This window comes from Eubacterium sp. OM08-24 (assembly GCF_003438075.1).
Classification (GTDB): domain Bacteria; phylum Bacillota; class Clostridia; order Oscillospirales; family Acutalibacteraceae; genus Ruminococcoides.
Window position 1 is genome coordinate 202,314 of the sequence record NZ_QSTA01000001.1, and the last position, 21,788, is coordinate 224,101.

The window sequence follows — 21,788 nt, forward strand, 5'->3', positions numbered from 1 at the left end:
AGATGAAAATGAATGCTGTTGAAAAAGATGTGAATGAACTTGTGTTCAAAGAATTGAACAGTGCAAACACCAAATTTCCCCTTTTCCCTTCTGCACATCACGGTTATGCAGTGATTAAAGAAGAAATTGAAGAAGTGATGGATGGTATGAATCTTTTGCTTGAAGTTTTTGCCAATGCTTGGGCAGGTATCAAGAAAGATGAACCGGTGTTTGAGCAGATGAAGATTATCAGAGAGGTTGCAAAGAATGTTGCAATTGAATCCATTCAGGTGGCTGCAATGTGTGACAAATATGATATGTCACTTCAGGAAGGTGCAAGAAACGCATCACAATATGCCGACAATGACACCTTGAAACCTGCTACATAAGGCGGTGATTCTGATGCAGGGTGATAAAAATAATCCGTTTTATAATAGTGAAGGTTATCCAAATGCAACCGCATTTGGAGTTATTCAGGAAGAAAACGAATTGGAAAAGAAAACAGGGTTTTTGATAAAGGTTCTGAAATTCATCATCAATGAAAGTGGTTATGAACTTCTGAACAGAATTGAAATCAAAGATAAAAAATCAGGAAGGGAGTTCAGATGAAAGTTACTAAATGCAAAGGTGAAGGTCAAGGGTCTTGCAAGAAGTGTTCTGATGAAGGTAGATGGAACAGAACTTGGATGTGCTTCTTGTATGAAATAGAAGGTCTTAAAGGTTGTTACTGTTCAGATTGTGTCAAGAAAATTGTTCAGGGCAATTCAGAAACACTTGAAAAGGTGGGTTCAGATGATTGAATTTGATGTCATATACAATCAAGATTGTTTATCAGGTATGAAATCACTTCCGGACAAATGTATTGACTTGATTATTACTGACCCACCTTATGGAAAGAAAGCCGATAAAGGAACAAATGGTTTTGGTGTATCTAAAAACAGAAGATATACAGGAAATTGGGATTCCAAAATCCCCGAAAAAGAAGTGTTTGATGAAATGTTCCGCATTTCAAAGAATATCATCATCTTTGGTGCAAATTATTTTGCCCATCAACTTCCACCTTCTGTTTGTTGGTTGTTTTGGGACAAGAAAGGTGATATTGCTTTTCAAAATCCATTTGCGGATGGTGAATTGATTTATACCACTTTCAAAAAACCTATCAAAAGGATTGTGTTCAAACAGCAGGGATTCATCACCGATTCCAAAGATGTTAGACAGCACCCAACACAAAAGCCATCAGAACTTGTGCAGATACTCATTGAACAATATTCCAATGAGGGTGATATAATCCTTGACCCCTTTCTTGGTAGCGGTACAACAGCGGTTGCATCCGTCAGAACAAACCGTCATTACATAGGTTATGAAATTGATGACCACTATTTTGATGTGTGTTGTGACCGCTTGGATGAAGCAGAGAGAGAGAGAGAGAGAGAGCAGAGCAATCATCTTAATTCTGTTCAGAAAGGTTGTGATGGCAAATGATGAAATGGTTGAAGCAGTTATTTTGCAAGCATAAGAATGTTGTTTGGTGCAGAAAAGTTGAACCGTTCTGTTGCATTAGCGGTGAAAGATATTATCTTGTGTGCCAGAAATGCGGAAAGGTAACGGATGAAACATTTCATAAATTCAAATAAACAGAGGTTTTCAAAAATGAAATCACAATACATTTTTCCAGTCATCTTGATATTGCTTGACATAGGTGCAGGAATTGTCTATGCAACACAGGGTGACTTTAAGAAAACAATTTATTGGGTAGCTGCTGCGGTTCTGAATGCAGCGGTGACATTTTAGAAAGGGGTGTTGAAGATGGAAAACTTTCTGACACAGGAACAGATTGATTCACTTTTTGAAGCAATTCAAATTTTGGCAGATGTAATCGCCGAAGTGGTTCACCGTCTTGCAGATGTAATTGCTGAAATTATAGGAAGATTTGTTCAGACTTGGGACAATCTGATTCTAAACAGCGGAACCGGAAAAATCAAGCATCTTGCACTTCACGCAAAGAAAAAGCGAACTCGGAAGAAGAATTTTCACCGCTTACAAAAACAATTTATGGGGCTATTGTCAGGGTAACAGTAAAGGTAACACATAAAAACAGTTAAGTGTTACCCTGAAAAACAGCATAAAATCAAGGGTTGCGGTGGTTAAGGTAACAGGTAACACTTAATTCTTTATTTCTCTGAATATCAAAAAATTAAGGGGTACGATTTTTTAATATACCCCTAAAAATAAAAGAATATAGAAAACAAGTGTTACCTGTTACCTGTTACCCTAAATTTATTATGAAAGGATGATTAAAATGACCGCAAAACAGTATTTAAGACAGGCATACAGACTAAACGAATTGATTGACAGTAACCTGAAGGAACTTGATCAATTGCGTGACCTTGCATCCAGTGTGTCATCATCGAATTTGTCCGGTATGCCCCATTCGCCAAATAGAGATGTTGAGCCATCGTTTGTTAGATGCTTACCAAAAATCATTGACCTTGAAAACAAAATCAATGATGAAATTGATAAATATGTTGATTTGAAGGAAGAAATCAAAAGCAAGATTGAACAGATTCCGGATAAAAATGAAAGACTTATTCTTCAGAATAGATATTTGCTTTTTCATACTTGGGAAGTTATTGCCAAAGAACTTAATTTCACAACCCAATGGGTTCACGAAATACATAAAAGAGCCTTGCAAGATTTTTCTAAAAAATTTAATACCTAACCTTTTATTATAGCACCACTTGATTGTAATTTACAATCAAGTATGTTAAAATGGTATCATACAGAAATGCACATAGATATGTCTATGTGCATTTTCAATTTTATGCAGAAAGGAAGGTAAAATATGACTGCAAATCAGCAGAAGTTCTGTGATGAATACTTGATTGATTGCAATGCAACAAGAGCATATAAAGCAGCTTATCCCCGGATAAAGAATGATGCTGTTGCAAGGGCGAATAGTTCAAGACTGCTAACAAATGCTAACATCAAAAATTATATTGAACAACGGCTTGCAGAAATGAGTTCGGCAAAGGTTGCATCCGCTGAAGAAGTCATTAAATACCTGACTTCTGTGATGCGTGGGGAATCCGCTTCTGAAATCGTTGTTGTAACCGGTGATGGTGAAGGATTTTCTTCCGCTGAAAGGGTGACAAAATCCCCTGACGAAAAAGAAAGGTTGAAAGCTGCTGAATTGTTAGGTAAAAGATACGGTCTGTTCACCGACAAGGTAAATGTGGAAGGCAACACAAAGGTTGTAATTGTTGATGACCTTGATGATTAGAAACAGGTTAGTAACAGAACCCTATATTTTTATTGATTTTAAGGGGTTCTGTTATTATTGTGCCATAAATGGGGTGTGAAATATGGAAAATGCAGTTTTCAAAATTTCAGACTTTGTTGGCGGTGGATATAAAGATTTTTGGAAGTTCAAAGGTAGATACCGGGTGTGTAAAGGTTCAAGAGCATCCAAAAAATCAAAGACTTCTGCTTTATGGTTTATCAGCAACCTTTCAAAAGAAAAGTACAAAGCAGCAAACCTTCTTGTCATAAGGAAAACATACAGAACATTGAAAGATTCCTGTTTCACTGAACTGAAATGGGCAATCAATAGATTAGGATTGCAGAATGTTTGGGTTGCCAAAGAATCACCGCTTGAAATAGTCAATGTTGAAACAGGTCAAAAGATTTATTTCAGGGGTTTGGATGACCCTTTCAAAGTAACATCAATCACTGTTGACACAGGTGTTCTTTGTTGGTTATGGATTGAAGAAGCCTATGAAATAATGTCAGAATCAGACTTTGACACGATTGATGAATCAATCCGTGGTGAAGTTCCTGAAGGTTATTTCAAGCAAATCACTTTGACATTCAATCCTTGGAATGAACATCATTGGATAAAGAAACGGTTCTTTGATGCACCTGTTGACCCGGACATTCTTGCAATGACAACTAACTATTTGTGTAATGAATGGTTGGATGCTTCAGACAAGAAGTTGTTTGAGCAGATGAAAAAGAACAATCCAAGAAGATATGCTGTTGCAGGTCTTGGAAATTGGGGCATTGTTGATGGTCTTGTCTATGAAAATTGGGTTGAACAAGACTTCAGACTGATGACCAAGGCTGAATATAACAAATTGGATGAAAAACCTGACAATGTTGTATTCAGTGATAATCTGAAATCAGGGTTTGGTCTTGACTTTGGTTATACCAATGACCCTTCAGCAGCTTTTGTTGGATTTGTGGATTTAGATAATGCAAAAATATATGTGTGGGATGAAATGTATGAAAAAGGACTGTCAAACAAACGCATATATGAAACCCTGTATGGAATGGGGTATTCAAAGGACAGATTCACCGGTGATTCCGCAGAACCAAAAAGCATTGATGAATTAAAGGGTTACGGATTGAGAATCACCGGTGCATCCAAAGGCAAAGACAGTGTAAACAATGGTATTCAATGGATTCAAGGATTTCAAATCATCATTCATCCAAGATGTGTGAACTTCCTGACAGAAATATCAAACTACACTTGGGATAAAGACAAGTTTGGAAATAAACTGAACATTCCAATTGATGACTTCAATCACCTGATGGATGCTATGCGGTACGGTCTTGAACAGTTCATCAAGAAGAATGGTTGGTTGTATTAGTAACATATTAGTGACAGAATCCCTTGAAACACCGCTGTTCCAAGGGATTCTGTATATATTAAGTCATAAAAGAAAGGGCGGTGAAAAAGAATGCTAACAGAAAGTGAAATCTATCATCTGATTCAAGAAGATTTGACAAGTACAAGAAAACAGTCTGCATCTGTCGGACATAAATATTATGAGGGCAGACACGACATCCTTGACTATAAACTGTATTATTACAATGCAGATGGGAAATTAGTTGAGGACACCACAAGGTCAAACATTAAAATCTGTCATCCTTTCTTCACTGAACTTGTTGACCAATGTGTTCAATATATGCTGTCAGGAAAAGAAAGTTTTGTCAAGTCAGATATTCAGGAATTGCAAGATGAACTTGACATCTATTTTGGTGATGATTTCAAATCTGAATTTGCTGATACCTTAACTGATGTTTGTGCAGGTGGTTTTGGTGATATGTACGCATATAAAAATATCAATGACAGATTAACATTCCAATATGCTGATGCAATGGGTGTTGTTGAGGTCAGAGCAAAGGACACTGATGACCACACAGAATATGTGATTTATTGGTACATAGACCGCATTGATAAAGGTACAAAGAAAATCAAGCGTATTCAGGTTTGGGATTCGAAGCAAACAACCTATTTTGTTCAGGTTGATGAAGGCAAAATCAAAAAGGATGACGATGAACCGTTGAATCCAAGACCACATATTGTCTATACAAAGGACAATGATGATTCCTTGTATTATGACGGCTTTGGTTTTATTCCGTTCTTCAGACTTGATGCAAACCGCAAACTGACAAGTCATCTTCAGCCGGTAAAGGCTTTGATTGATGATTATGATTTGATGGCTTGTGGGTTGTCAAACAACCTTCAGGATGTGTCTGAAGCATTGTATGTGGTCAAAGGATTCCAAGGTGATAACCTTGAAGAAATGATTCAGAATGTCAAGACAAAGAAACACATTGGTGTTGAACCTGATGGTGATGTTGACATCAAGACTGTTGACCTTCCCCATCAAGCAAGGATTCAGAAACTTGATATTGATGAAAAGAACATTTACCGGTTCGGTATGGGATTTAATTCTGCACAATTGGGTGATGGCAATGTGACCAATGTTGTCATTAAATCAAGATATGCACTTCTTGATTTGAAATGCAATAAACTTGAAACCAAAGTCAGGTCTTTCCTAAAGAAGTTGGTCAAGATTGCTTTACAAGAAATCAATGACATCAATGGCACTGATTATCAGGTGTCAGATGTTTATTTTGAATTTGACCGTGAAGTTATGACCAACGCATCTGACAATGCACAGATTGAAAAGACTAAAGCTGAAACACAGCAAATCAGATTGACTACAATCTTGAATGCTGCTGCAAGGCTTGACAATGACACTGTTCTTCAGGCTATTTGTGAATTATTTGAACTTGACTTTGAAGATGTCAAAGCGTTGGTGAAACAAAATCCCGTGGTTGACCTAAACAGTGCATCAGAAGCACTTGCAAATGCACCTGATGATTCTACTGAAGGCGGTGGTGTAATTGAATAAAAGGCAAAAAGAGGTTCTGCAAATCACCTTGAATGATGAAGAAGCAGTTCTGAATGCTCTTGAAAGCAATTACACAAAAGCACTTGCAGACATCAAGCGGAATATCAAGGAACTTCAAGCAAATCCCCTGACACAATCAAAAGCATATCAGTTGGAATTTCAAAAACAGTTGGAAGCACAGGTTTCCGGCATCCTTGACAATCTTCAAGGAAGGAATTTCACTTCTGTTGCTGATTATCTGCAAAAGTCATATACCAATGGTTTTATTGGAAATATGTATGATATGCAGGGACAAGGTGTTCCGTTGGTTATTCCGATTGATGAAAGTCAGGTCTTGATGGCAGTTCAAAAAACTGGTGATGATTTCAAACTTTCAAACAAAAGGGGTATTTCTACAAAGAAATTGAAGAAACAAGTCCATTCTGAACTTATCAGAGGACTTGCAACGGAACTTTCCTATGCGGATATTGCAAGAAACATCAGTGAATATGGTCTTGCTGATATGAACAGAGCAACTACAATTGCAAGAACTGAAGGTCACCGGGTACAGACACAAGCAAGACTTGATTCAATGCAGAAGGCAAAGAAACTTGGTGCTGATGTAGTCAAACAATGGGATTGTACCCTTGACGGAAAGACAAGACCGGAACATTCACAGTTGGATGGTCAAATTCGTGAACTTGATGAAATGTTTGAAACATCCGGTTATTCCGGTTCTGCACCCGGCCAATTCGGTGACCCTTATATGGACTGCAATTGTCGGTGCTGCTTGCTTCAAAGGGCAAGGTGGGCGGTCAAAGGTGAAACATCATATCAGAAGTGGAACAATGAAACAGGTGGATTCATAGAATGTACCGGATATGAAGATTTCAAACAGAAATATCTGAAAGCATCAGAAAAGTTGAAAACTTCACAAACAAGCGGTATAATATCAATAAGTGACTGCAAGGATTTTGATTCATTATCTGCTTATGTTCAAAAGATTTATGAATTTGATATTGATGATAGTGTAAAGATACTTGATTATGCTACTGTTCAGCAAAGTATGATCGGAATTGAAAAGGTTATCAATGAATTTCCACAAGCAAAACAAACTTTGACCGGTATCGGAACAAGTAAAAATGGTGTTATGTGTGCAGGTTATAATGGAAAAATCAATTTCAACCCTGCATATTATGCTGATGGTAAACCAAGTGTTGCAGCCTGTATGGTTCAAGGTGATACAACAGGATTTCATCCCAAAAACACAGGTGTTCTTGAAACCGGAAGTCACGAAATGGGACATCTTCTTGAAAGAACTTTGATTGAAAAATCTGTTAATGATGGAAAATACCCCTTTGGTGCTTTTGCTTGGAATGATTCTACTGAATCAAAGGCGATTATTTCACAGGCTTGTAAAACAGTTAAAAAGACACCTGAAGGAAAAGGATTTAGAAATGCACAGTTAAAATCACAAGTATCAGGATATGCAACCAAAAATGACAGTGAATGCCTTGCTGAATGTGTTGCAGATTATGTTGCAAATGGTGATGGTGCATCAATACTTTCAAAGGAAGTTTGGAAAATGCTGAAAGAAAGGTTGGGTTGATAGTGGAAAACTTTGAAGATGTTAAAAAATTCTTTGATTATCTGATTATTGATGATGACGGTTGGAAAGGTATCAGGGATGATGCACCGGAATCAGCCAAAAAGGCTTATGATGAATACATCAAAAAGCAAAATACCCTTGAAAAGAAGGGTTACAAGGTATAAAAAATAAATATTTCTGATTAGAGCATCCGCAAGGGTGCTTTTTTTCATACCCTTCTTCAAAAGTCAGAAGTAAAACAGAGTATTTCAACACAAGACATAACTTGTAAAAATTGTAAATTGAAAGGTTGGTATATAACAATGACATTACAGGAAATTTTGAAGGCAAAGAATTTGTCTGATGAAGATGTTCAATCCATTATTGGTGAAATGAAACAAAACAAAATTTTCACCGCAGGTGAAGAAAATCTTGACATCAGATATGGAAAGCTGAAAACTGACTTTGATAATCTGACCAAGACACACGGTGAATCAACTGCTTTAATTGAGCAGTTGAAAAAGGACAATGCCGGCAACGAAGGACTTCAGACCAAAATCACCGAGTATGAAACAAAGGTCAGTCAGCTTGAAACGGAACTTCAGCAGACCAAGATTGATTCCGCATTAAAGGTTGCATTACTTGAAGCAAATGTGACCGATGTGGATTATTTGACATTCAAAATCAAGGAAAAAGGGGAAATCAAACTTGGTGATGATGGAAAAATCAAGGGCATTGATGACACCATTGCTGCTTTGAAAACCCAATTTCCGCAACACTTCACATCCGAATCCAAGAAGAAGATTGACGAAAACAAACTTCCGAACGGTGAAGACAAAGGTGACGGTTGGACAAAGAAAAATATTCTTTCTAAACCGTACAATGAAAGACTTGCAATGTATCAGGAAAATCCTGAAGCATTCAACAAGGCTATGCAATCCGAATAAACAAAATTTTATTTATGAAAGGAATTAAAAATTATGGCTAATCAAGTAACAAAACTTTCCGATGTTATCAATCCGCAGGTTATGGGGGCGATGATTGAAGCAAAGATTTCTGCCCTTTGTAAACTTACCCCTTATGCAAAGGTTGATACTACCCTTCAGGGTGTTCCCGGTGACACCAAGACTGTTCCTTCTTGGAACTACATTGGTGATGCACAGGATTTTGACCCTGAAAACACTACCGGTGCAGAAATCGAAACTGCAAAACTGACCGCATCTTCCACCACTTTCACAATTAAGTGTGCAGGAAAATCCGTTGCAATTCTTCAGACTGCAATCAACAGCGGTCTTGGCAATCCGATTGGTCAGGCTGAAACGCAGCTTGCAAAGTCCATTGTTGGCAAGGTTGACAATGATGTTCTTGCTGCTGCATACACATCCACTAACACCTTTGATGGCTCTGATGCTGCTATTGGTTACAAGCCTATTGTTAAGGCGGTAACTTCTTTTGAGGATGAAGAGGATGGCATTGAAAAAGTTATGTTCATTCATCCGAAGCAGGAAACAGAACTTCTTCAGGATGCAGATTTCATTTCTGCTGACAAATTTGAATCCGGTGTTGCAGTCCGTGGTTCTATCGGCAAGATTGCCGGTTGTTGGGTTAAGAAATCCAAGAAGGTCAAGACTGAAACTTCCGGCTCCGGTCAGACTGCAAAGACTTATTACCTGAATCCTATCATCAAGATGGAACCGGATTCCCCTGAAACCGAGTACACGGAAGATGAACTTCCGGCACTTACCATCTTCTTGAAGAAGGACACGCAGGTTGACCACGAATGGTTTCCGAAGAAGCAGCGTCACGATGTCACCGCAGCGAAGTATTACGGTGTTGCACTGACGAATGCTGCAAAGGTTGTCATTGCAAAGTTCAAAGCGTAAATAATGAACACTTAACTGGAAGTTATGCCTTGGTATGACTTCCGGTTATTTTTTTTGAAAGGGGTGCTTATATGATTATTTCTGTTGATGAACTGATGCGAATGCCTGAATTTTCAACAATATCAGTTGACACATTGAAACGGAAGCTGAACGGCATTGAAGATTTAGTCAGAGCATACACCAACAACAATTTTCAAAACCGAATGAAAAGGTTTTCTGCACCTTCTTCTGATTCAGTCCTTTATGGTTGGTGCGAATTGCTGAAGGTTGGTGACACAGTTCAAATATCTGAATCCATCAACGATGGTTTATATGTAATCACCAATATTGACAAGGTGAATAAAACCACAACCCTTGATGCTGACTTGATAGATGACGGTCACAACCTTGTTACCAAGATTGAATACCCGGATGCCATTGTTGAAGGTGTTGTCAATCTGATGGTTTGGGAAGTGCAGAACAGACAGAAGGTTGGCATTCAGTCTGAAACACTTTCAAGGCATTCTGTGACTTATTTTGCACAGGATGCGAACAACCAAGTGATGGGTTATCCGGTGTCCCTGCTTGGTTTTTTGAAACCATACATCAAAGCAAGGTTCTAATATGATTGGTGGAAACATCCTTGCCCTATTCCAAGTCAAAGACGGTGGAAAGAAAAATGCTATTGGTGAAAGGGAACACAATTGGGTTGATGTTGCATCATCCAAAGGATGGCTTGACTTGTCCGGTGGTGAATCAAAATATACAACCTACAATGCGAAAATTCAAGAATCCACACACATTTTTCTTTGCGATTATCAAACTTTCAAAGGTTTGTCCGGTGAATGGGTATGGGACACATTGAACTTTATCAGTGGTGAAATATCAACCTTAACATCGGATAAAAAGGTTGATGTCACAAGCGAAAATGCAAGAATGTTGATTGATGGACTTATCTATCAAATTATGCTGATTGATGACCCAATGAATTTGCATCAACACCTTGAAATTTATCTGAAATTTGTTGGTGGTCAAAATGGCTGAAATCAAATTTCAAGATAACAGGGTTCAATGTAAAAATGAATTGGGTGATGCAATGATTGCCTTTCTGCACGAAATAGGCGGTGAATTTGTTTCCCAAACAGCAAGAAACAGTAGGGTCAGAACCGGTCAGACAAAAGGTTCTTGGGACTATACAGTGGATGAAACTGCTTTTCAGGTCACTATTGGTTCACCTCTTGAAAATGCTATTTGGGAAGAATTTGGAACAGGTGAATATGCTTTGAATGGTAACGGTCGCAAAGGCGGTTGGTACTATGTTGATGAAATGGGGAACGGTCATTTCACACACGGTAAAACACCAAACAGGGCATTGTGGAATGCCTTCCAAACATTAAAACCGTCAATTCAAGCTGCAATGGAAGAAAAATTGAAAGGAATAAATTGATATGGAAGATGTTCTTGCAGTGGTCAATAACCAATTACAAAAACTTGGTCTGAATTATGAATTTGGGTCAATGACAGAATCACCGCCTAAATATCCATATTGGGTTGGTGGGTATTCAGAGCCGGAAGGACTGACGGAAGATGGGAAAGAAGAACCCACAGTCATTCTGACAGGCTTTTCAAGGGGTAAACACATCACCCTTGAACAACAAAAATCTATAATCAAAGACCATTTCAGACACGGTGTTTCTGTTATGACAGAAAACGGTTCTGCGGTGGTCATTTTTTATGGCGGTTCATTTCCTATTCCCCTTGAAGAAGGGGATTTGAAGAAGTGTCAAGTGAATTTAACAATCAAATTTTGGAAAGGAAACTGATGAAATATGGCATACGAAGAATTAAAAAATCACGGTGTAACGGAAAGCACACCGAAAAACATTCTACTTGGTGCAGGTACACTTCACAAGGGTTTCAAATTTGACAAGCAGACAAAGAAATGGAATTTTGCAGAATCTCTTGTTGGTGCAACTTCCGGTGGTAACAAGTTGACCATTACACCGGAAATCAAGACTGTTGAAGTTGATGGTGCTTTGGTTAAGGTCAAAGGACTTGATTTCAAGACAGGTGAAGTTGCAAAACTTGAAACCAACCTTGTTGAAATTACACCTGAACTGCTCAAAACAACTGTTATTGGTGAATTGGTTGAATCAAATGTTGAAGGTTACAACCTGATTGAATCCAAGGCAGATATTGAAGCAGGTGACTATTATGAAAACCTTGCTTTTGTCGGAAAGAAAACCGATGGTACACCCATCATTATCATTCTTGACAATGCCCTTTGCACTTCCGGTTTTGAGGGCGAAGCGAAGAACAAGGAAAATACAGTGGTGAAGGTAACATTTGAATGCTATCAGGATGCGGATGGTGACCTTGCAAAGTTACCTTATCACATTTATTATCCCACACCCACAAACCCTGCACAGCAGGCAAACGGTTAATGAAAGGAATTTTGAACAATGAATGAAATAATTGAAAAAAATGAACAGGCTGTTGAAGATGCAAAACCTTATTCCTTCAGAACATTGTGTGCAACAGACATTGCACCAATGTGTGCAATCATCGGTAAGCTCGGAATCAATAACTTCACCAAGTGTTTTAATTCCGATGACCTTCTTGACTTGTTTGATAAAAACAAAGGGGTCAAGAATTTGACGAACCTTGCAGGAATGACCATTGCTTTTGAAATGGCAAACACTATCATTCAGAACATCCCACATTGTGAAAAAGAAATTTTTGACCTTCTTGCAAGTGTCAGTGGTCTGAAAGCAAGTGAAATCAAGGCTTTTGGTCTTGCCACCTTCACCGAAATGGTCATTGACTTTGTGAAAAAAGAAGAATTCAAGGATTTTTTCAAGGTTGTTTCAAAATTGTTCAACTAACAATCATCAAGTGGATGGACTTGCTATTCAGAAGATATGCAAGTCCATTCTTACTTGTTGACCAAATGTTGCTGACCGGACAATTTTCTGAATTTGTAACAGAAATCTTTGATTATGACACGGATGACAGGTTGTGGAACATCTTCTTGCACAAAGTAGATGGTCAAACTTCTTTCAATGATTGGAAAGCAAGCATTGGTCTTGGTCAGAACAGTAACATAGAAATGACGAAGAACGAAATTGAAACAACTATCAATGATTCGTTTGATATATTGAACGGTTTTGAACCTACATCATAAGAAAGGGGGTGCAACCTTTGGAACTGTTCAAATTATTTGGAACTATTGCAGTCAATAATTCTGAAGCAAATCAAGGAATTGATGAAACAACCGACAAAGCGGAAGATGCTGCCGGAAAAGTAAAAGACCTTGGTGATGAAGGTGACAGAACTGAAGGAAAACTTGGAAAGGCATTTTCCAAGATGGGTTCTGCTGCTGTTGCAGTTGGAAAGACAATTGCAACCGGACTTGCAGTTGCAAGCACCGCTGTTGTTGCGGTTGGAAAGGCTGCAATTTCTTCTTATGCTGACTATGAACAGTTGGTTGGCGGTGTTGAAACCCTTTTTGATGAAAGTTCTGCAACGGTTATTGCAAATGCACAAAATGCCTACAAAACAGCAGGTATGTCAGCAAATGAATATATGGAAACAGTCACATCTTTTTCCGCTTCTTTGCTGCAATCTTTAGGTGGTGACACCAAAGCTGCTGCCGACAAAGCAGATATGGCAATCACCGATATGTCTGATAATGCAAACAAGATGGGTACAAGTATTGAAATGATACAAAATGCCTATAACGGTTTTGCAAAACAAAACTATACAATGCTTGATAACCTAAAACTTGGTTATGGTGGCACAAAGGAAGAAATGCAAAGACTTCTTGACGATGCTTCTAAACTATCAGGCATTGAATATGATATTTCTTCCTATTCGGACATTGTTGATGCAATTCATATTGTTCAAAATGAAATGGGCATCACCGGAACAACTGCAAAAGAAGCAAGTTCCACCATTTCCGGTTCTTTAGCATCTGCAAAAGCATCTTGGCAAAATCTTTTGACAGGGATTGCAGACGGAAATCAGGATGTTGGTGGTCTGATAACCCAATTCTTTGATTCCATTGTGACAGTTGCAGACAACATTGTTCCAAGAATAGCACAGGTGATGGGAACATTACCACAACTTATTACAGACCTTGTCCCAAAGCTGCTGACAAAGGTTTCTGAACTGATTGACATCCTTCTTCCTGTTGTAGTTGATGGTGCAGTATCACTTCTGAATGCAATTGTGCAAGTGCTTCCACAATTGGTGACTTCAATATTGAATGCTTTACCTGCTTTAATTAGTGGTATTGAACAAGTCTTTTATGCCATAGTGGATGCCCTTCCACAGTTGATGACAGTTATTTGCGAAGCGTTACCGGTTTTGATTCCGCAGTTAGTGGATGCCCTTGTGAATATGATTGTTTACTTGGCAACCCACATTGCAGAAATCATTCAACCTTTGATTGACAACCTTCCTGAAATCATCATTGCCATTGTGAATGCTCTGATGGATAATCTTCCGGCATTGATTGAAGGGGCGGTTCAGTTGGTAATTGGTATTGTTCAAGCAATTCCGCAGATTATTATGGCATTGATTGAAGCACTTCCAACAGTCATTCAATCCATTTTGGAAGGTCTTTGGAATGCCCTTCCATTGTTGCTTGAAGGCATCATCAGTATAGTTGGTGAAATCGGCACTGCAATTTGGGACATTCTTTCCGGATTCTTCACTGCACTTGGTGAATGGTTCGGTGGTTTGTGGGAAAGCATCAAGACTATATTTGCACCGGTTGTTGAATGGTTTGGAAATCTATTCAGTACAATTTGGAATTCTATTGTCAGCGTTTTTTCAACTGTCGGAAGTTGGGTATATGACAACATTATTGCACCTGTTGCAAACTTTTTCAAAGGACTTTGGGAAGGTATTGTTTCTGCATTCCATACAGTGATTGACCCTTGGATTGAAATAATCAAGAGGGCAGCAACACTTGTCTATAATACCATCATAGTCCCTATTAAAAACTTTTTTACAGACTTGTGGAATAGTATTGTAGGCATATTCAGTAAAGTTTCAGGTTGGTTTACTGATAATATTGCTACACCTATAAAGAACATCTTTTCAAACATTTGGAATGCTATGAAAAATGGTGCTTCCAATGCTTGGGAAGGTATCAAATCCGTGTTCAGCAAGGTAACAGATTGGTTTAAAAACATCTTTTCAAAGGCTTGGCAAGCAGTTAAAAATGTATTTTCCACAGGCGGTAAAATCTTTGATGGAATCAAAGATGGAATTGTGAACGCATTTAAGACTGTTGTGAATGCAATCATTAGGGGCATCAATAAGGTCATCAAAGTTCCTTTTGATGGTATCAATTGGGCATTGGAAAAAATCAGAGGAATCAATATTCTTGGTGTTGAACCTTTTGGATGGATTTCAACCATAAATACACCGCAGATTCCTGAACTTGAAAAAGGTGGTGTCCTGAAAAAAGGTCAAGTTGGTTTGCTTGAAGGTAAAGGTGATGAAGCGGTTGTTCCTCTTGAAAAGAATACCGGTTGGATTCGTAATGTTGCAACACAGATTCACGATTTTGTCATTGAAACAAAGAACAACCCAAAAGACATTGCCGGAAATATTTCTTCCACAGGTTTGTTGACTGCTCTGAAAGCTGAAGTCAGTGACAGAATCAGAAATCTTGAAGAAACTATTACAAATCTGATTGATATGCTGAAAGAGTTCTTCCCTGAACTACTTGAAGCATTTGATGTGACTGTTGTTCTTGATGATGGAACGATGGTTGCAAGGCTTACACCTAAAATTGACCGTGAACTTGGTAAAATTCAAAGAAGAAAGGAATGGGGATAATCTATGGATGGTGTAACATTTGGAACAAAACATTCTTATAGGGATTTTGGTCTGATTTTATCATCCAAAGATATTTCCCTTCCTAAACCTAAAACAAAAACAGTTGAAGTCCCCGGTGCCGATGGTGTTCTTGATTTGACAGAAGTATTGACTGATGACATCAAATATCAGAACAGACCTCTGTCTTTCAATTTCACAGTTGTTGACCCAATGGCATCTTGGTCAGCGGTTCTTTCAGAAGTTACCAATTACCTTCACGGTAGAAAAATGCGAATTTATATGGATTGGGATAGAAACTACTACTATGAAGGTAGATGCACGGTAAACAAATTCAAATCCAATAAAAGAACTGCATCAATTGTTGTTGATTGTGATTGCAACCCATATAAGGTTGAAAAGAATTCAGCATCAGACCCTTGGATGTGGGACACTTTCAGTTTTGTTGATGGCATCATTTATCTAAACAAAACAACTGTCAGCGGTGTAAAAACTGTTACACTGATAAACAGAAGAAAAATTGTTTCCCCCACATTCACCTGTTCTGCTGCTATGACTGCAACCTTCAATGATGTGACCTACAATCTACCAAAAGGAACAACCACGATCCTTGATGTTAGACTTCAGGAAGGTGAAAATATCATCACCTTCAGAGGAACAGGAACAGTTCAGATTGATTACAAAGGGGGTTCACTATAATGTATCAAGTATATTGTGATGGATTCCCCATCCACGATTTAAGAAGTGAAGAATTGGTGCTGAACAATAATCCTTCTGTCACATTAGCGGATAATGATTCAGGGTCTTTTCAATTTACGATTTCACCAAAGCATCCACACTATAATGACATCAAAAAGTTGAAGTCTGAAATCACCGTTCTTCATAATGGAGTTGAAATTTTTTGTGGCAGACCCACAGAAGAAGAAAAGGACTTTTACAATAACAAACGATTTTTCTGCAAAGGTGAATTGAATTATTTGGCTGATTCGATTCAAAGACCGGCTGAATATCACAACAAAACAGTCAGGGGTTTCCTTGAAGCACTTGTGGAAATTCATAATGCACAGGTTATTGAAGGGAATGTGGCAATTACTTTCAATGCAAACTGCAAAGGTGAATCTGCAAACTTTGACTATTTAGAATTGTATTATGTTCAGAATGGCAAAGTATTCAAAGCATTGTCACGATACAGAGCAGACAACCTTGCCGGAAGAACCTTTGTTGTTCCTACATTAGACTTTTATGTGTATTGGCATTCAGACGGAAGTGTGAACAATTTCTATGGATTTAGCATTGATTCTGCGACAATGACAGATGAAGCAGCTTTAATCGGAACTGAAGTTTCATCCCTTCCGGCATACAATGCTGTTCAAACTTCTAACATAACCGCTGTTCAGACTGCCCACAATCCATATTTGAACACATCAAATCTGTTATGGCATTATACCCACACTGTACCTGATAACTTTGTTGGAAAGAAAACCTTCAAAGTTGGTGCAGTCACAGTGGTTGACAGTAATGATTCCCTTTACAGATATACCAATTATGAAAATACATTGGATTGCATCAAAGAAAAATTAGTCAAAAGACTTGGTGGTCATATTCGTATCAGAAAAGCGAATGGTATCAAATATCTTGACTATTTGGCTGATTATCCGGTTACAAGTGACCAAGTGATTGAATTTGGAAGAAACCTTCTTGATTTCAGTCAAACACTTGATGCACAGGACATTGCGACTGCAATCATCCCCCTTGGTGCAAAACTTGAAGAAAGTACCATTGAAGCACTTGATGAAAGACTGACAATCAAATCTGTGAACAATGACTGTGATTTCATCTTCAATCAGGCAGCGGTTGACACCTTTGGATGGGTATTCAAAACCGTTACCTTTGATGCGGTCACTGTTCCATCCAATCTGAAAAGAAAGGGTGAAGAATACCTTTCAAGTGTTCAGTTTGAATCCCTTGTCCTTGATGTGACAGCAGTGGATTTGAATAATGTGAATGTAGATATATCAAGAATTCATCTTCTTGATAGGGTCAGGGTAAAGTCTGAACCGCACGGTCTTGACAGTTTCTTCCCTGTAACAAAACTGACAATTTCCCTTGAAAAACCGGAAAGTGACAAGATTGTTCTCGGAAGTGAAAATGCAAAAGTCACAATGACCGGTTCAAACAGTTCAACAAAAACTGACATTATGGAACGGATTGAAAATATTCCTTCAGAAAGCTCCATTTTGAAAGAAGCAACTGACAATGCAGCTGCCCTGATAAATTCTGCAACACACGGATTTGTGGTGACAACTGCAAATGAACAATTGATTATGGATACCAATGACACGGAAACTGCATCCAAAGTGTGGCGGTGGAATTTGAATGGTCTTGGTTATTCAAATACAGGTTATAAGGGGACATATACAACAGCAATCACAATGGATGGTCAGATTGTTGGTGAAAGATTAGTTGGTGGCTCTGTTTCTGCTGAAAAGTTATCTGTTGAATATAAGTATTCGGTTGAAAGAGCAATTGAACTTGCAAAAACAAATGCAAATGATGCAACGGATAACAAGTTGAAATCTTACTACACCAAAACACAGGTTACCACTGCAATTAAAAACAGTGCTGATTCTATTTTGATTTCAGCAAAAGAAGAAGCAGTTGAATATACTGACAGCCGTCTGACCGCATACGCAACCAAGGCTGAAATCAAGGTTAAAACTGACAGCATTGAAAGCACGGTTTCCAAAAAATTAAATTCTTCTGAATTTACAACCAAATTAACACAAAATTATTCTTATGTCAGAATTGCTTGGAACAAGTGTTCACAATACATTCAGTTTGAAAATTCTTCTTTGAATATCTATGACTACAATAATTATAAATTGATGTCATTAAATTCAAGCGGTTCTTGGTTTTACAGGGAAGGTTCAACTATTGGAATGATAGGAACAAGTCAGTGGTCAGATGACAGTAGTTATAAAGGACTTGTTTTTGATCTTGAAAACACTGCATCCTATATGTGTTGGGCAGCAAAAGACAGTAATAATGCAAGTTCTTATACCGTTAAACTTATTTATCATCATAAAACTTCTAAAGCAAAAAAAGGACTTCACTTTAGTTGTGATACTTATGCTGATAGTTGTTTGTATCTGACGGATTCAGACCGTTTTCTTGCTTGGTCAAGCGGTGGTTGTGGTTATAACGGTGAAATGAGTTGGGTAAACAAATCAAATAATACCGCTGTTGCTGTCAACGGTGTTTCAAAAAAGTTTACTATTTACAACGGTGTTTCAATTGATTTTTATTCTAATCTTGATATGCACGGATATTCTATCAAGAATCAGTCAGATGCAAGGATGAAGAAAGACATTCATCCAACAGGTGTGAAAGCATTGGAAATCTTAAATGCAATTGACTTGAAAGAATTCAAATGGGTTCAAACAGATGAATTTGAACCTATTGGAATCATTGCACAGCAGCTTCAGCTAATTGCCCCCGAATTGGTCACAGAAGAAAAGGATGGTCATTTGTCGATTCAAACAACCAAGTTTATTTTTTATCTTATCAAAGCGGTTCAAGAACTGTCAGGTGATAATTATGAAAAAGTTCCTTGGGTTGACCCATTCACTTTGGTTGAGAAGAAAGCATTTTGTGCAAAATTAAATCAAGAAAGTGCAACACCTGAAGAAAAGGTTGTTGAACCAATAAAAATACCTATCAGAAAGTGAGGATTTGCAGATGGCAAACGAAAAGAAAAATGTTCCGTTATCTGTGATAATGGAAGAAGCAAAGAAGGGGTATATTGAAGGAATTCAAAAGGTTAATGAAAAATTTAACCTTCCGGCATTCCTTGCTGAACCAATCCTTTCCGGCATTCTTGCTGATATTCGGCAGCAGAAAAATATTGAACTTGCAAATGACTATGCTTCATTGCAAAGTGCAGAGCAAGGCTCCAAAAAGGAAGGTGAAGAATAATGGCAGACATCAAGCCCTATACTGACCAAATTAAAAATGCGGTTTACGGTGAGGAAGTCCGGGATTCCATTGTTTCTGCTTTGGAAAAAGTAAATGATGACAATGAATCATATCAGAACATAAAGGATGAAATCACCGCTGACAAGACACACATTGATGCACAGGTCGAAGAATTTGGTGATATGGCTACTGAAGCACAGACAACTAAAACCGCATTGGATTCTTCTGTTCAAGCTGCAAACACAGCAAAATCCAATGTTCAAAGTGCAACCACTGCTGCTAATACCGCAAAGGCAAATTTACAGGCAGCAACTACATCAGCGAACACAGCAAAGACTGCTTTGGAGCAGGCAACATTAGATGCAAACACTGCGAAAGCAAATGCAAATACCGCAAAAAATCAGTTAAACACAGCAATCACAAATGCGAATACTGCAAAATCAAACTTGGATTCTGCCAAGACTGCTGCTGACAATGCACTTTCTGCATTGAATACTGCAATCAGTCAGGCAGCAACATCCAAAGGAAACCTTGACACAACCATTGCAAGTGCGAACACTGCAAAAAGTCAGCTTCAAGCAGTCATTGACAGTTCTGAAACGGCAAAAAGCAACCTTTCCACTGTCATTGCATCGGCAACTGAAATCAACATCACTTTGTCTGCAACCATTCAGACCGGCACTGAATTAAACGCATCCTTGGCATCACAGAACAGTCAAGCACTTGCTAATATCACAAATCTGTCTGATGAAAACTTCAAAGCAGATGAAATCTTGACAGGTGTGGATGACATCAAAGCATATCTTGGTTACACTGATGAAGATATTGCAGGAATCTGTGTTGACTATCAGAACAAGACCTTCAAAAGACTTGCAGGTGCGTATGATAAACAAGCAGGTACAGATTTTGATGTATTCACAATGTTCGGTGGTAGAAAAAGGTGCAATGTTTCTGATGATGGAACAATTGTGGCATATTGCGGTGATGAAGATTATGCAGAAGATGGTTCAATGGGGCAGGTTATGGTTTATCAACCTGCATTCTATTACAAGGTTGTTCCGCTTGTATATGACAAGAACACTACAACCGGTATTGGCTATCATTTACGCAAAGCAAATTATTATGTCAGCACAAGACCAAAGACCGGATTCAAACTTCATCCGGCATTCTATGATGCAAACGGCAATGCGGTTGATTATATTCTTTTATCTGCTTATGAAGGTAGTATGTATGATGTATCAGGCACAGTTTATGTCAATGACGGTGTTGACACTGATACCGCAATTGAAACCGGCGACCTGCTCTGCTCGGTTGCAGGAAAGAAACCGATTTCCGGACTGAAAAAGACTTTGACTAAAGCAAACCTTGAATTGATGGCACAGAATAGGGGTGCAAATTGGCATCTTGAAAATATCAAGGCTACTTCTGCAAACCAACTTCTGATGATAATTGAACTTGGAACGATGAACACCCAAACCGCTATTGGTCAGGGTGTTGTTTCAATTTCAAACAATTCAGCATACAACTGTGCATCACTTACCGGGTCAACTGCTTCCATTGGCAATGGTACCGGACAGGCAACCGAAACCACAAATGAAATTGGTGGCACTGAAACGGCATACACCACATCCGGGAAACTTTCTATTACATACAGGGGTGTTGAAAACCCTTGGGGTAATATTTGGAAACACATTCAGGGCATTAACATCTGGGGTGACGGCTCTATGGGTGGCGGTCAACCCTATGTTGCAGAAGGTTTCACATATAACGAATCCAAAAACACTGAACCATATCACCCTGTTGGATTTACCCTTGCAAATGCTAATGGATATGTCAACGCAATGGGTTATGGTTCAGAAGAATATGATTGGTTGCTTATGCCTTCAGAAATCGGTGGTACATCTGCACTCCCTGTTGGTGATTATTTCTATGTTACACCAAACCTGAACAGTTACAAAATCGCCCTATTGGGCGGTGCTTGGAGTAGTAGCGGTGATGTGGGCGGTTTCTATTGGCGTTGTAATAGCGGCGTCGGTAGTCGTTATCAGAATATCGGCGGTCGCTTGGTGTATGTACCAACCGCAACTGTATAAATAAAAATATGGGCAAGCAAACGGTGATATGTATTACATTACACCTTGTTAAGAAAAAGCACTTGTAAAAATTTCAAGGTGAAGATGGTTGCAATAAATAAGAAAAGGTTGAACGGAAAATCACTAACCTATTTAGAATGGTGTTCAATTAATTCTTATAAAGGGTGGTTGAAGCACTGCGACAGTTACCGATTACAGATAAAATATTTGAAGTCATTAGAACAGTATGCTGATAACTACTACAATCAAAATATCAAAA

26 protein-coding genes are annotated in these 21,788 nt (G+C 38.4%); all 26 read left to right on the top strand.

All coding sequences use genetic code 11. The features are described from left to right. Positions 1–8: 8 nt before the first annotated feature. Positions 9–368: a hypothetical protein gene (locus tag DXC23_RS01030; RefSeq protein ID WP_147329114.1), complete on the top strand. Its 360-nt coding sequence runs from the start codon at positions 9–11 to the stop codon at positions 366–368. Positions 369–381: 13 nt separating this feature from the next. Continuing rightward, on the top strand, positions 382–588 hold the full coding sequence (locus DXC23_RS01035) for a hypothetical protein (RefSeq protein ID WP_117704359.1): 207 nt from the start codon (positions 382–384) through the stop codon (positions 586–588). Continuing rightward, the gene (locus tag DXC23_RS01040) at positions 585–779 is read left to right on the top strand and encodes a hypothetical protein (RefSeq protein ID WP_117704360.1); all 195 of its coding nucleotides are present in this window, start codon (positions 585–587) and stop codon (positions 777–779) included. The genes DXC23_RS01035 and DXC23_RS01040 overlap by 4 nt, the downstream gene beginning before the upstream one ends. Then, the gene (locus DXC23_RS01045) at positions 772–1,461 is read left to right on the top strand and encodes a site-specific DNA-methyltransferase (protein WP_117704361.1); all 690 of its coding nucleotides are present in this window, start codon (positions 772–774) and stop codon (positions 1,459–1,461) included. The genes DXC23_RS01040 and DXC23_RS01045 overlap by 8 nt, the downstream gene beginning before the upstream one ends. Beyond that, positions 1,458–1,613: a hypothetical protein gene (locus tag DXC23_RS12490; protein ID WP_199523033.1), complete on the top strand. Its 156-nt coding sequence runs from the start codon at positions 1,458–1,460 to the stop codon at positions 1,611–1,613. The genes DXC23_RS01045 and DXC23_RS12490 overlap by 4 nt, the downstream gene beginning before the upstream one ends. Positions 1,614–1,785: 172 nt before the next feature. Further along, positions 1,786–2,052, top strand: coding sequence for a hypothetical protein (locus DXC23_RS01055; protein WP_117704363.1), 267 nt, complete (start codon positions 1,786–1,788; stop codon positions 2,050–2,052). Positions 2,053–2,278: 226 nt separating this feature from the next. Then, the gene (locus tag DXC23_RS01060) at positions 2,279–2,698 is read left to right on the top strand and encodes a flagellar biosynthesis protein FliA (RefSeq protein ID WP_117704364.1); all 420 of its coding nucleotides are present in this window, start codon (positions 2,279–2,281) and stop codon (positions 2,696–2,698) included. Between the two features lie 123 nt (positions 2,699–2,821). Next, the gene (locus DXC23_RS01065; RefSeq protein WP_117704365.1) at positions 2,822–3,259 is read left to right on the top strand and encodes a terminase small subunit; all 438 of its coding nucleotides are present in this window, start codon (positions 2,822–2,824) and stop codon (positions 3,257–3,259) included. Between the two features lie 82 nt (positions 3,260–3,341). After that, entirely contained in the window at positions 3,342–4,628 is a 1,287-nt protein-coding gene (locus DXC23_RS01070) for a PBSX family phage terminase large subunit (protein ID WP_117704366.1), read from the top strand. 90 nt (positions 4,629–4,718) lie between these two features. Then, a complete protein-coding gene (locus DXC23_RS01075; RefSeq protein ID WP_117704367.1) occupies positions 4,719–6,182 on the top strand; it encodes a phage portal protein in 1,464 nt (487 codons plus the stop codon). Next, on the top strand, positions 6,175–7,770 hold the full coding sequence (locus DXC23_RS01080; RefSeq protein ID WP_117704368.1) for a phage minor head protein: 1,596 nt from the start codon (positions 6,175–6,177) through the stop codon (positions 7,768–7,770). The genes DXC23_RS01075 and DXC23_RS01080 overlap by 8 nt, the downstream gene beginning before the upstream one ends. Before the next feature lie 2 nt (positions 7,771–7,772). Next, on the top strand, positions 7,773–7,934 hold the full coding sequence (locus DXC23_RS12320; RefSeq protein ID WP_158552393.1) for a hypothetical protein: 162 nt from the start codon (positions 7,773–7,775) through the stop codon (positions 7,932–7,934). A 138-nt stretch (positions 7,935–8,072) separates the two neighbouring features. After that, entirely contained in the window at positions 8,073–8,696 is a 624-nt protein-coding gene (locus tag DXC23_RS01085) for a phage scaffolding protein (RefSeq protein WP_117704369.1), read from the top strand. A 33-nt stretch (positions 8,697–8,729) separates the two neighbouring features. Next, positions 8,730–9,632 carry a N4-gp56 family major capsid protein gene (locus DXC23_RS01090; protein WP_117704370.1) on the top strand — a complete coding sequence of 301 codons (903 nt, stop codon included), beginning with the start codon at positions 8,730–8,732 and terminating at the stop codon, positions 9,630–9,632. Positions 9,633–9,703: 71 nt separating this feature from the next. Then, a complete protein-coding gene (locus DXC23_RS01095; protein ID WP_117704371.1) occupies positions 9,704–10,234 on the top strand; it encodes a hypothetical protein in 531 nt (176 codons plus the stop codon). A 1-nt stretch (position 10,235) separates the two neighbouring features. Then, the gene (locus DXC23_RS01100) at positions 10,236–10,655 is read left to right on the top strand and encodes a hypothetical protein (RefSeq protein WP_117704372.1); all 420 of its coding nucleotides are present in this window, start codon (positions 10,236–10,238) and stop codon (positions 10,653–10,655) included. Beyond that, positions 10,648–11,058 (top strand): HK97 gp10 family phage protein, encoded by a 411-nt coding sequence (locus DXC23_RS01105; RefSeq protein WP_117704373.1) that lies wholly within the window; start codon positions 10,648–10,650, stop codon positions 11,056–11,058. The genes DXC23_RS01100 and DXC23_RS01105 overlap by 8 nt, the downstream gene beginning before the upstream one ends. A 1-nt stretch (position 11,059) precedes the next feature. Continuing rightward, positions 11,060–11,434: a hypothetical protein gene (locus DXC23_RS01110; protein WP_117704374.1), complete on the top strand. Its 375-nt coding sequence runs from the start codon at positions 11,060–11,062 to the stop codon at positions 11,432–11,434. Positions 11,435–11,440: 6 nt separating this feature from the next. Next, positions 11,441–12,055, top strand: coding sequence for a hypothetical protein (locus tag DXC23_RS01115; RefSeq protein ID WP_117704375.1), 615 nt, complete (start codon positions 11,441–11,443; stop codon positions 12,053–12,055). Positions 12,056–12,073: 18 nt separating this feature from the next. Beyond that, positions 12,074–12,496, top strand: coding sequence for a hypothetical protein (locus DXC23_RS01120; RefSeq protein WP_117704376.1), 423 nt, complete (start codon positions 12,074–12,076; stop codon positions 12,494–12,496). A gap of 14 nt (positions 12,497–12,510) precedes the next feature. Continuing rightward, complete coding sequence (locus DXC23_RS01125) at positions 12,511–12,795, top strand: hypothetical protein (RefSeq protein ID WP_117704377.1); 285 nt, start codon at positions 12,511–12,513, stop codon at positions 12,793–12,795. Between the two features lie 17 nt (positions 12,796–12,812). Further along, positions 12,813–15,464, top strand: coding sequence for a hypothetical protein (locus DXC23_RS12495; protein WP_117704378.1), 2,652 nt, complete (start codon positions 12,813–12,815; stop codon positions 15,462–15,464). A 3-nt stretch (positions 15,465–15,467) separates the two neighbouring features. After that, positions 15,468–16,160, top strand: a complete 693-nt coding sequence (locus tag DXC23_RS01135; protein ID WP_117704379.1) for a mtfA protein — start codon at positions 15,468–15,470, stop codon at positions 16,158–16,160. Then, positions 16,160–19,189, top strand: a complete 3,030-nt coding sequence (locus DXC23_RS01140; protein ID WP_117704380.1) for a phage tail protein — start codon at positions 16,160–16,162, stop codon at positions 19,187–19,189. Before DXC23_RS01135 ends, DXC23_RS01140 begins: the two co-directional genes overlap by 1 nt. Positions 19,190–19,199: 10 nt before the next feature. Further along, positions 19,200–19,436, top strand: coding sequence for a hypothetical protein (locus DXC23_RS01145; RefSeq protein WP_117704381.1), 237 nt, complete (start codon positions 19,200–19,202; stop codon positions 19,434–19,436). Next, a complete protein-coding gene (locus DXC23_RS01150; RefSeq protein ID WP_117704382.1) occupies positions 19,436–21,529 on the top strand; it encodes a hypothetical protein in 2,094 nt (697 codons plus the stop codon). Before DXC23_RS01145 ends, DXC23_RS01150 begins: the two co-directional genes overlap by 1 nt. The last annotated feature ends 259 nt before the right edge of the window (positions 21,530–21,788 follow it).

Bases quoted from the DNA above. Each gene is read 5' to 3' on its own strand.
- DXC23_RS01030 (WP_147329114.1), top strand. From the start codon at position 9: ATGAATGCTGTTGAAAAAGATGTGAATGAACTTGTGTTCAAAGAATTG.
- DXC23_RS01035 (WP_117704359.1), top strand. From the start codon at position 382: ATGCAGGGTGATAAAAATAATCCGTTTTATAATAGTGAAGGTTATCCA.
- DXC23_RS01040 (WP_117704360.1), top strand. From the start codon at position 585: ATGAAAGTTACTAAATGCAAAGGTGAAGGTCAAGGGTCTTGCAAGAAG.
- DXC23_RS01045 (WP_117704361.1), top strand. From the start codon at position 772: ATGATTGAATTTGATGTCATATACAATCAAGATTGTTTATCAGGTATG.
- DXC23_RS12490 (WP_199523033.1), top strand. From the start codon at position 1,458: ATGATGAAATGGTTGAAGCAGTTATTTTGCAAGCATAAGAATGTTGTT.
- DXC23_RS01055 (WP_117704363.1), top strand. From the start codon at position 1,786: ATGGAAAACTTTCTGACACAGGAACAGATTGATTCACTTTTTGAAGCA.
- DXC23_RS01060 (WP_117704364.1), top strand. From the start codon at position 2,279: ATGACCGCAAAACAGTATTTAAGACAGGCATACAGACTAAACGAATTG.
- DXC23_RS01065 (WP_117704365.1), top strand. From the start codon at position 2,822: ATGACTGCAAATCAGCAGAAGTTCTGTGATGAATACTTGATTGATTGC.
- DXC23_RS01070 (WP_117704366.1), top strand. From the start codon at position 3,342: ATGGAAAATGCAGTTTTCAAAATTTCAGACTTTGTTGGCGGTGGATAT.
- DXC23_RS01075 (WP_117704367.1), top strand. From the start codon at position 4,719: ATGCTAACAGAAAGTGAAATCTATCATCTGATTCAAGAAGATTTGACA.
- DXC23_RS01085 (WP_117704369.1), top strand. From the start codon at position 8,073: ATGACATTACAGGAAATTTTGAAGGCAAAGAATTTGTCTGATGAAGAT.
- DXC23_RS01090 (WP_117704370.1), top strand. From the start codon at position 8,730: ATGGCTAATCAAGTAACAAAACTTTCCGATGTTATCAATCCGCAGGTT.
- DXC23_RS01095 (WP_117704371.1), top strand. From the start codon at position 9,704: ATGATTATTTCTGTTGATGAACTGATGCGAATGCCTGAATTTTCAACA.
- DXC23_RS01100 (WP_117704372.1), top strand. From the start codon at position 10,236: ATGATTGGTGGAAACATCCTTGCCCTATTCCAAGTCAAAGACGGTGGA.
- DXC23_RS01105 (WP_117704373.1), top strand. From the start codon at position 10,648: ATGGCTGAAATCAAATTTCAAGATAACAGGGTTCAATGTAAAAATGAA.
- DXC23_RS01110 (WP_117704374.1), top strand. From the start codon at position 11,060: ATGGAAGATGTTCTTGCAGTGGTCAATAACCAATTACAAAAACTTGGT.
- DXC23_RS01115 (WP_117704375.1), top strand. From the start codon at position 11,441: ATGGCATACGAAGAATTAAAAAATCACGGTGTAACGGAAAGCACACCG.
- DXC23_RS01120 (WP_117704376.1), top strand. From the start codon at position 12,074: ATGAATGAAATAATTGAAAAAAATGAACAGGCTGTTGAAGATGCAAAA.
- DXC23_RS01125 (WP_117704377.1), top strand. From the start codon at position 12,511: ATGGACTTGCTATTCAGAAGATATGCAAGTCCATTCTTACTTGTTGAC.
- DXC23_RS01135 (WP_117704379.1), top strand. From the start codon at position 15,468: ATGGATGGTGTAACATTTGGAACAAAACATTCTTATAGGGATTTTGGT.
- DXC23_RS01140 (WP_117704380.1), top strand. From the start codon at position 16,160: ATGTATCAAGTATATTGTGATGGATTCCCCATCCACGATTTAAGAAGT.
- DXC23_RS01145 (WP_117704381.1), top strand. From the start codon at position 19,200: ATGGCAAACGAAAAGAAAAATGTTCCGTTATCTGTGATAATGGAAGAA.
- DXC23_RS01150 (WP_117704382.1), top strand. From the start codon at position 19,436: ATGGCAGACATCAAGCCCTATACTGACCAAATTAAAAATGCGGTTTAC.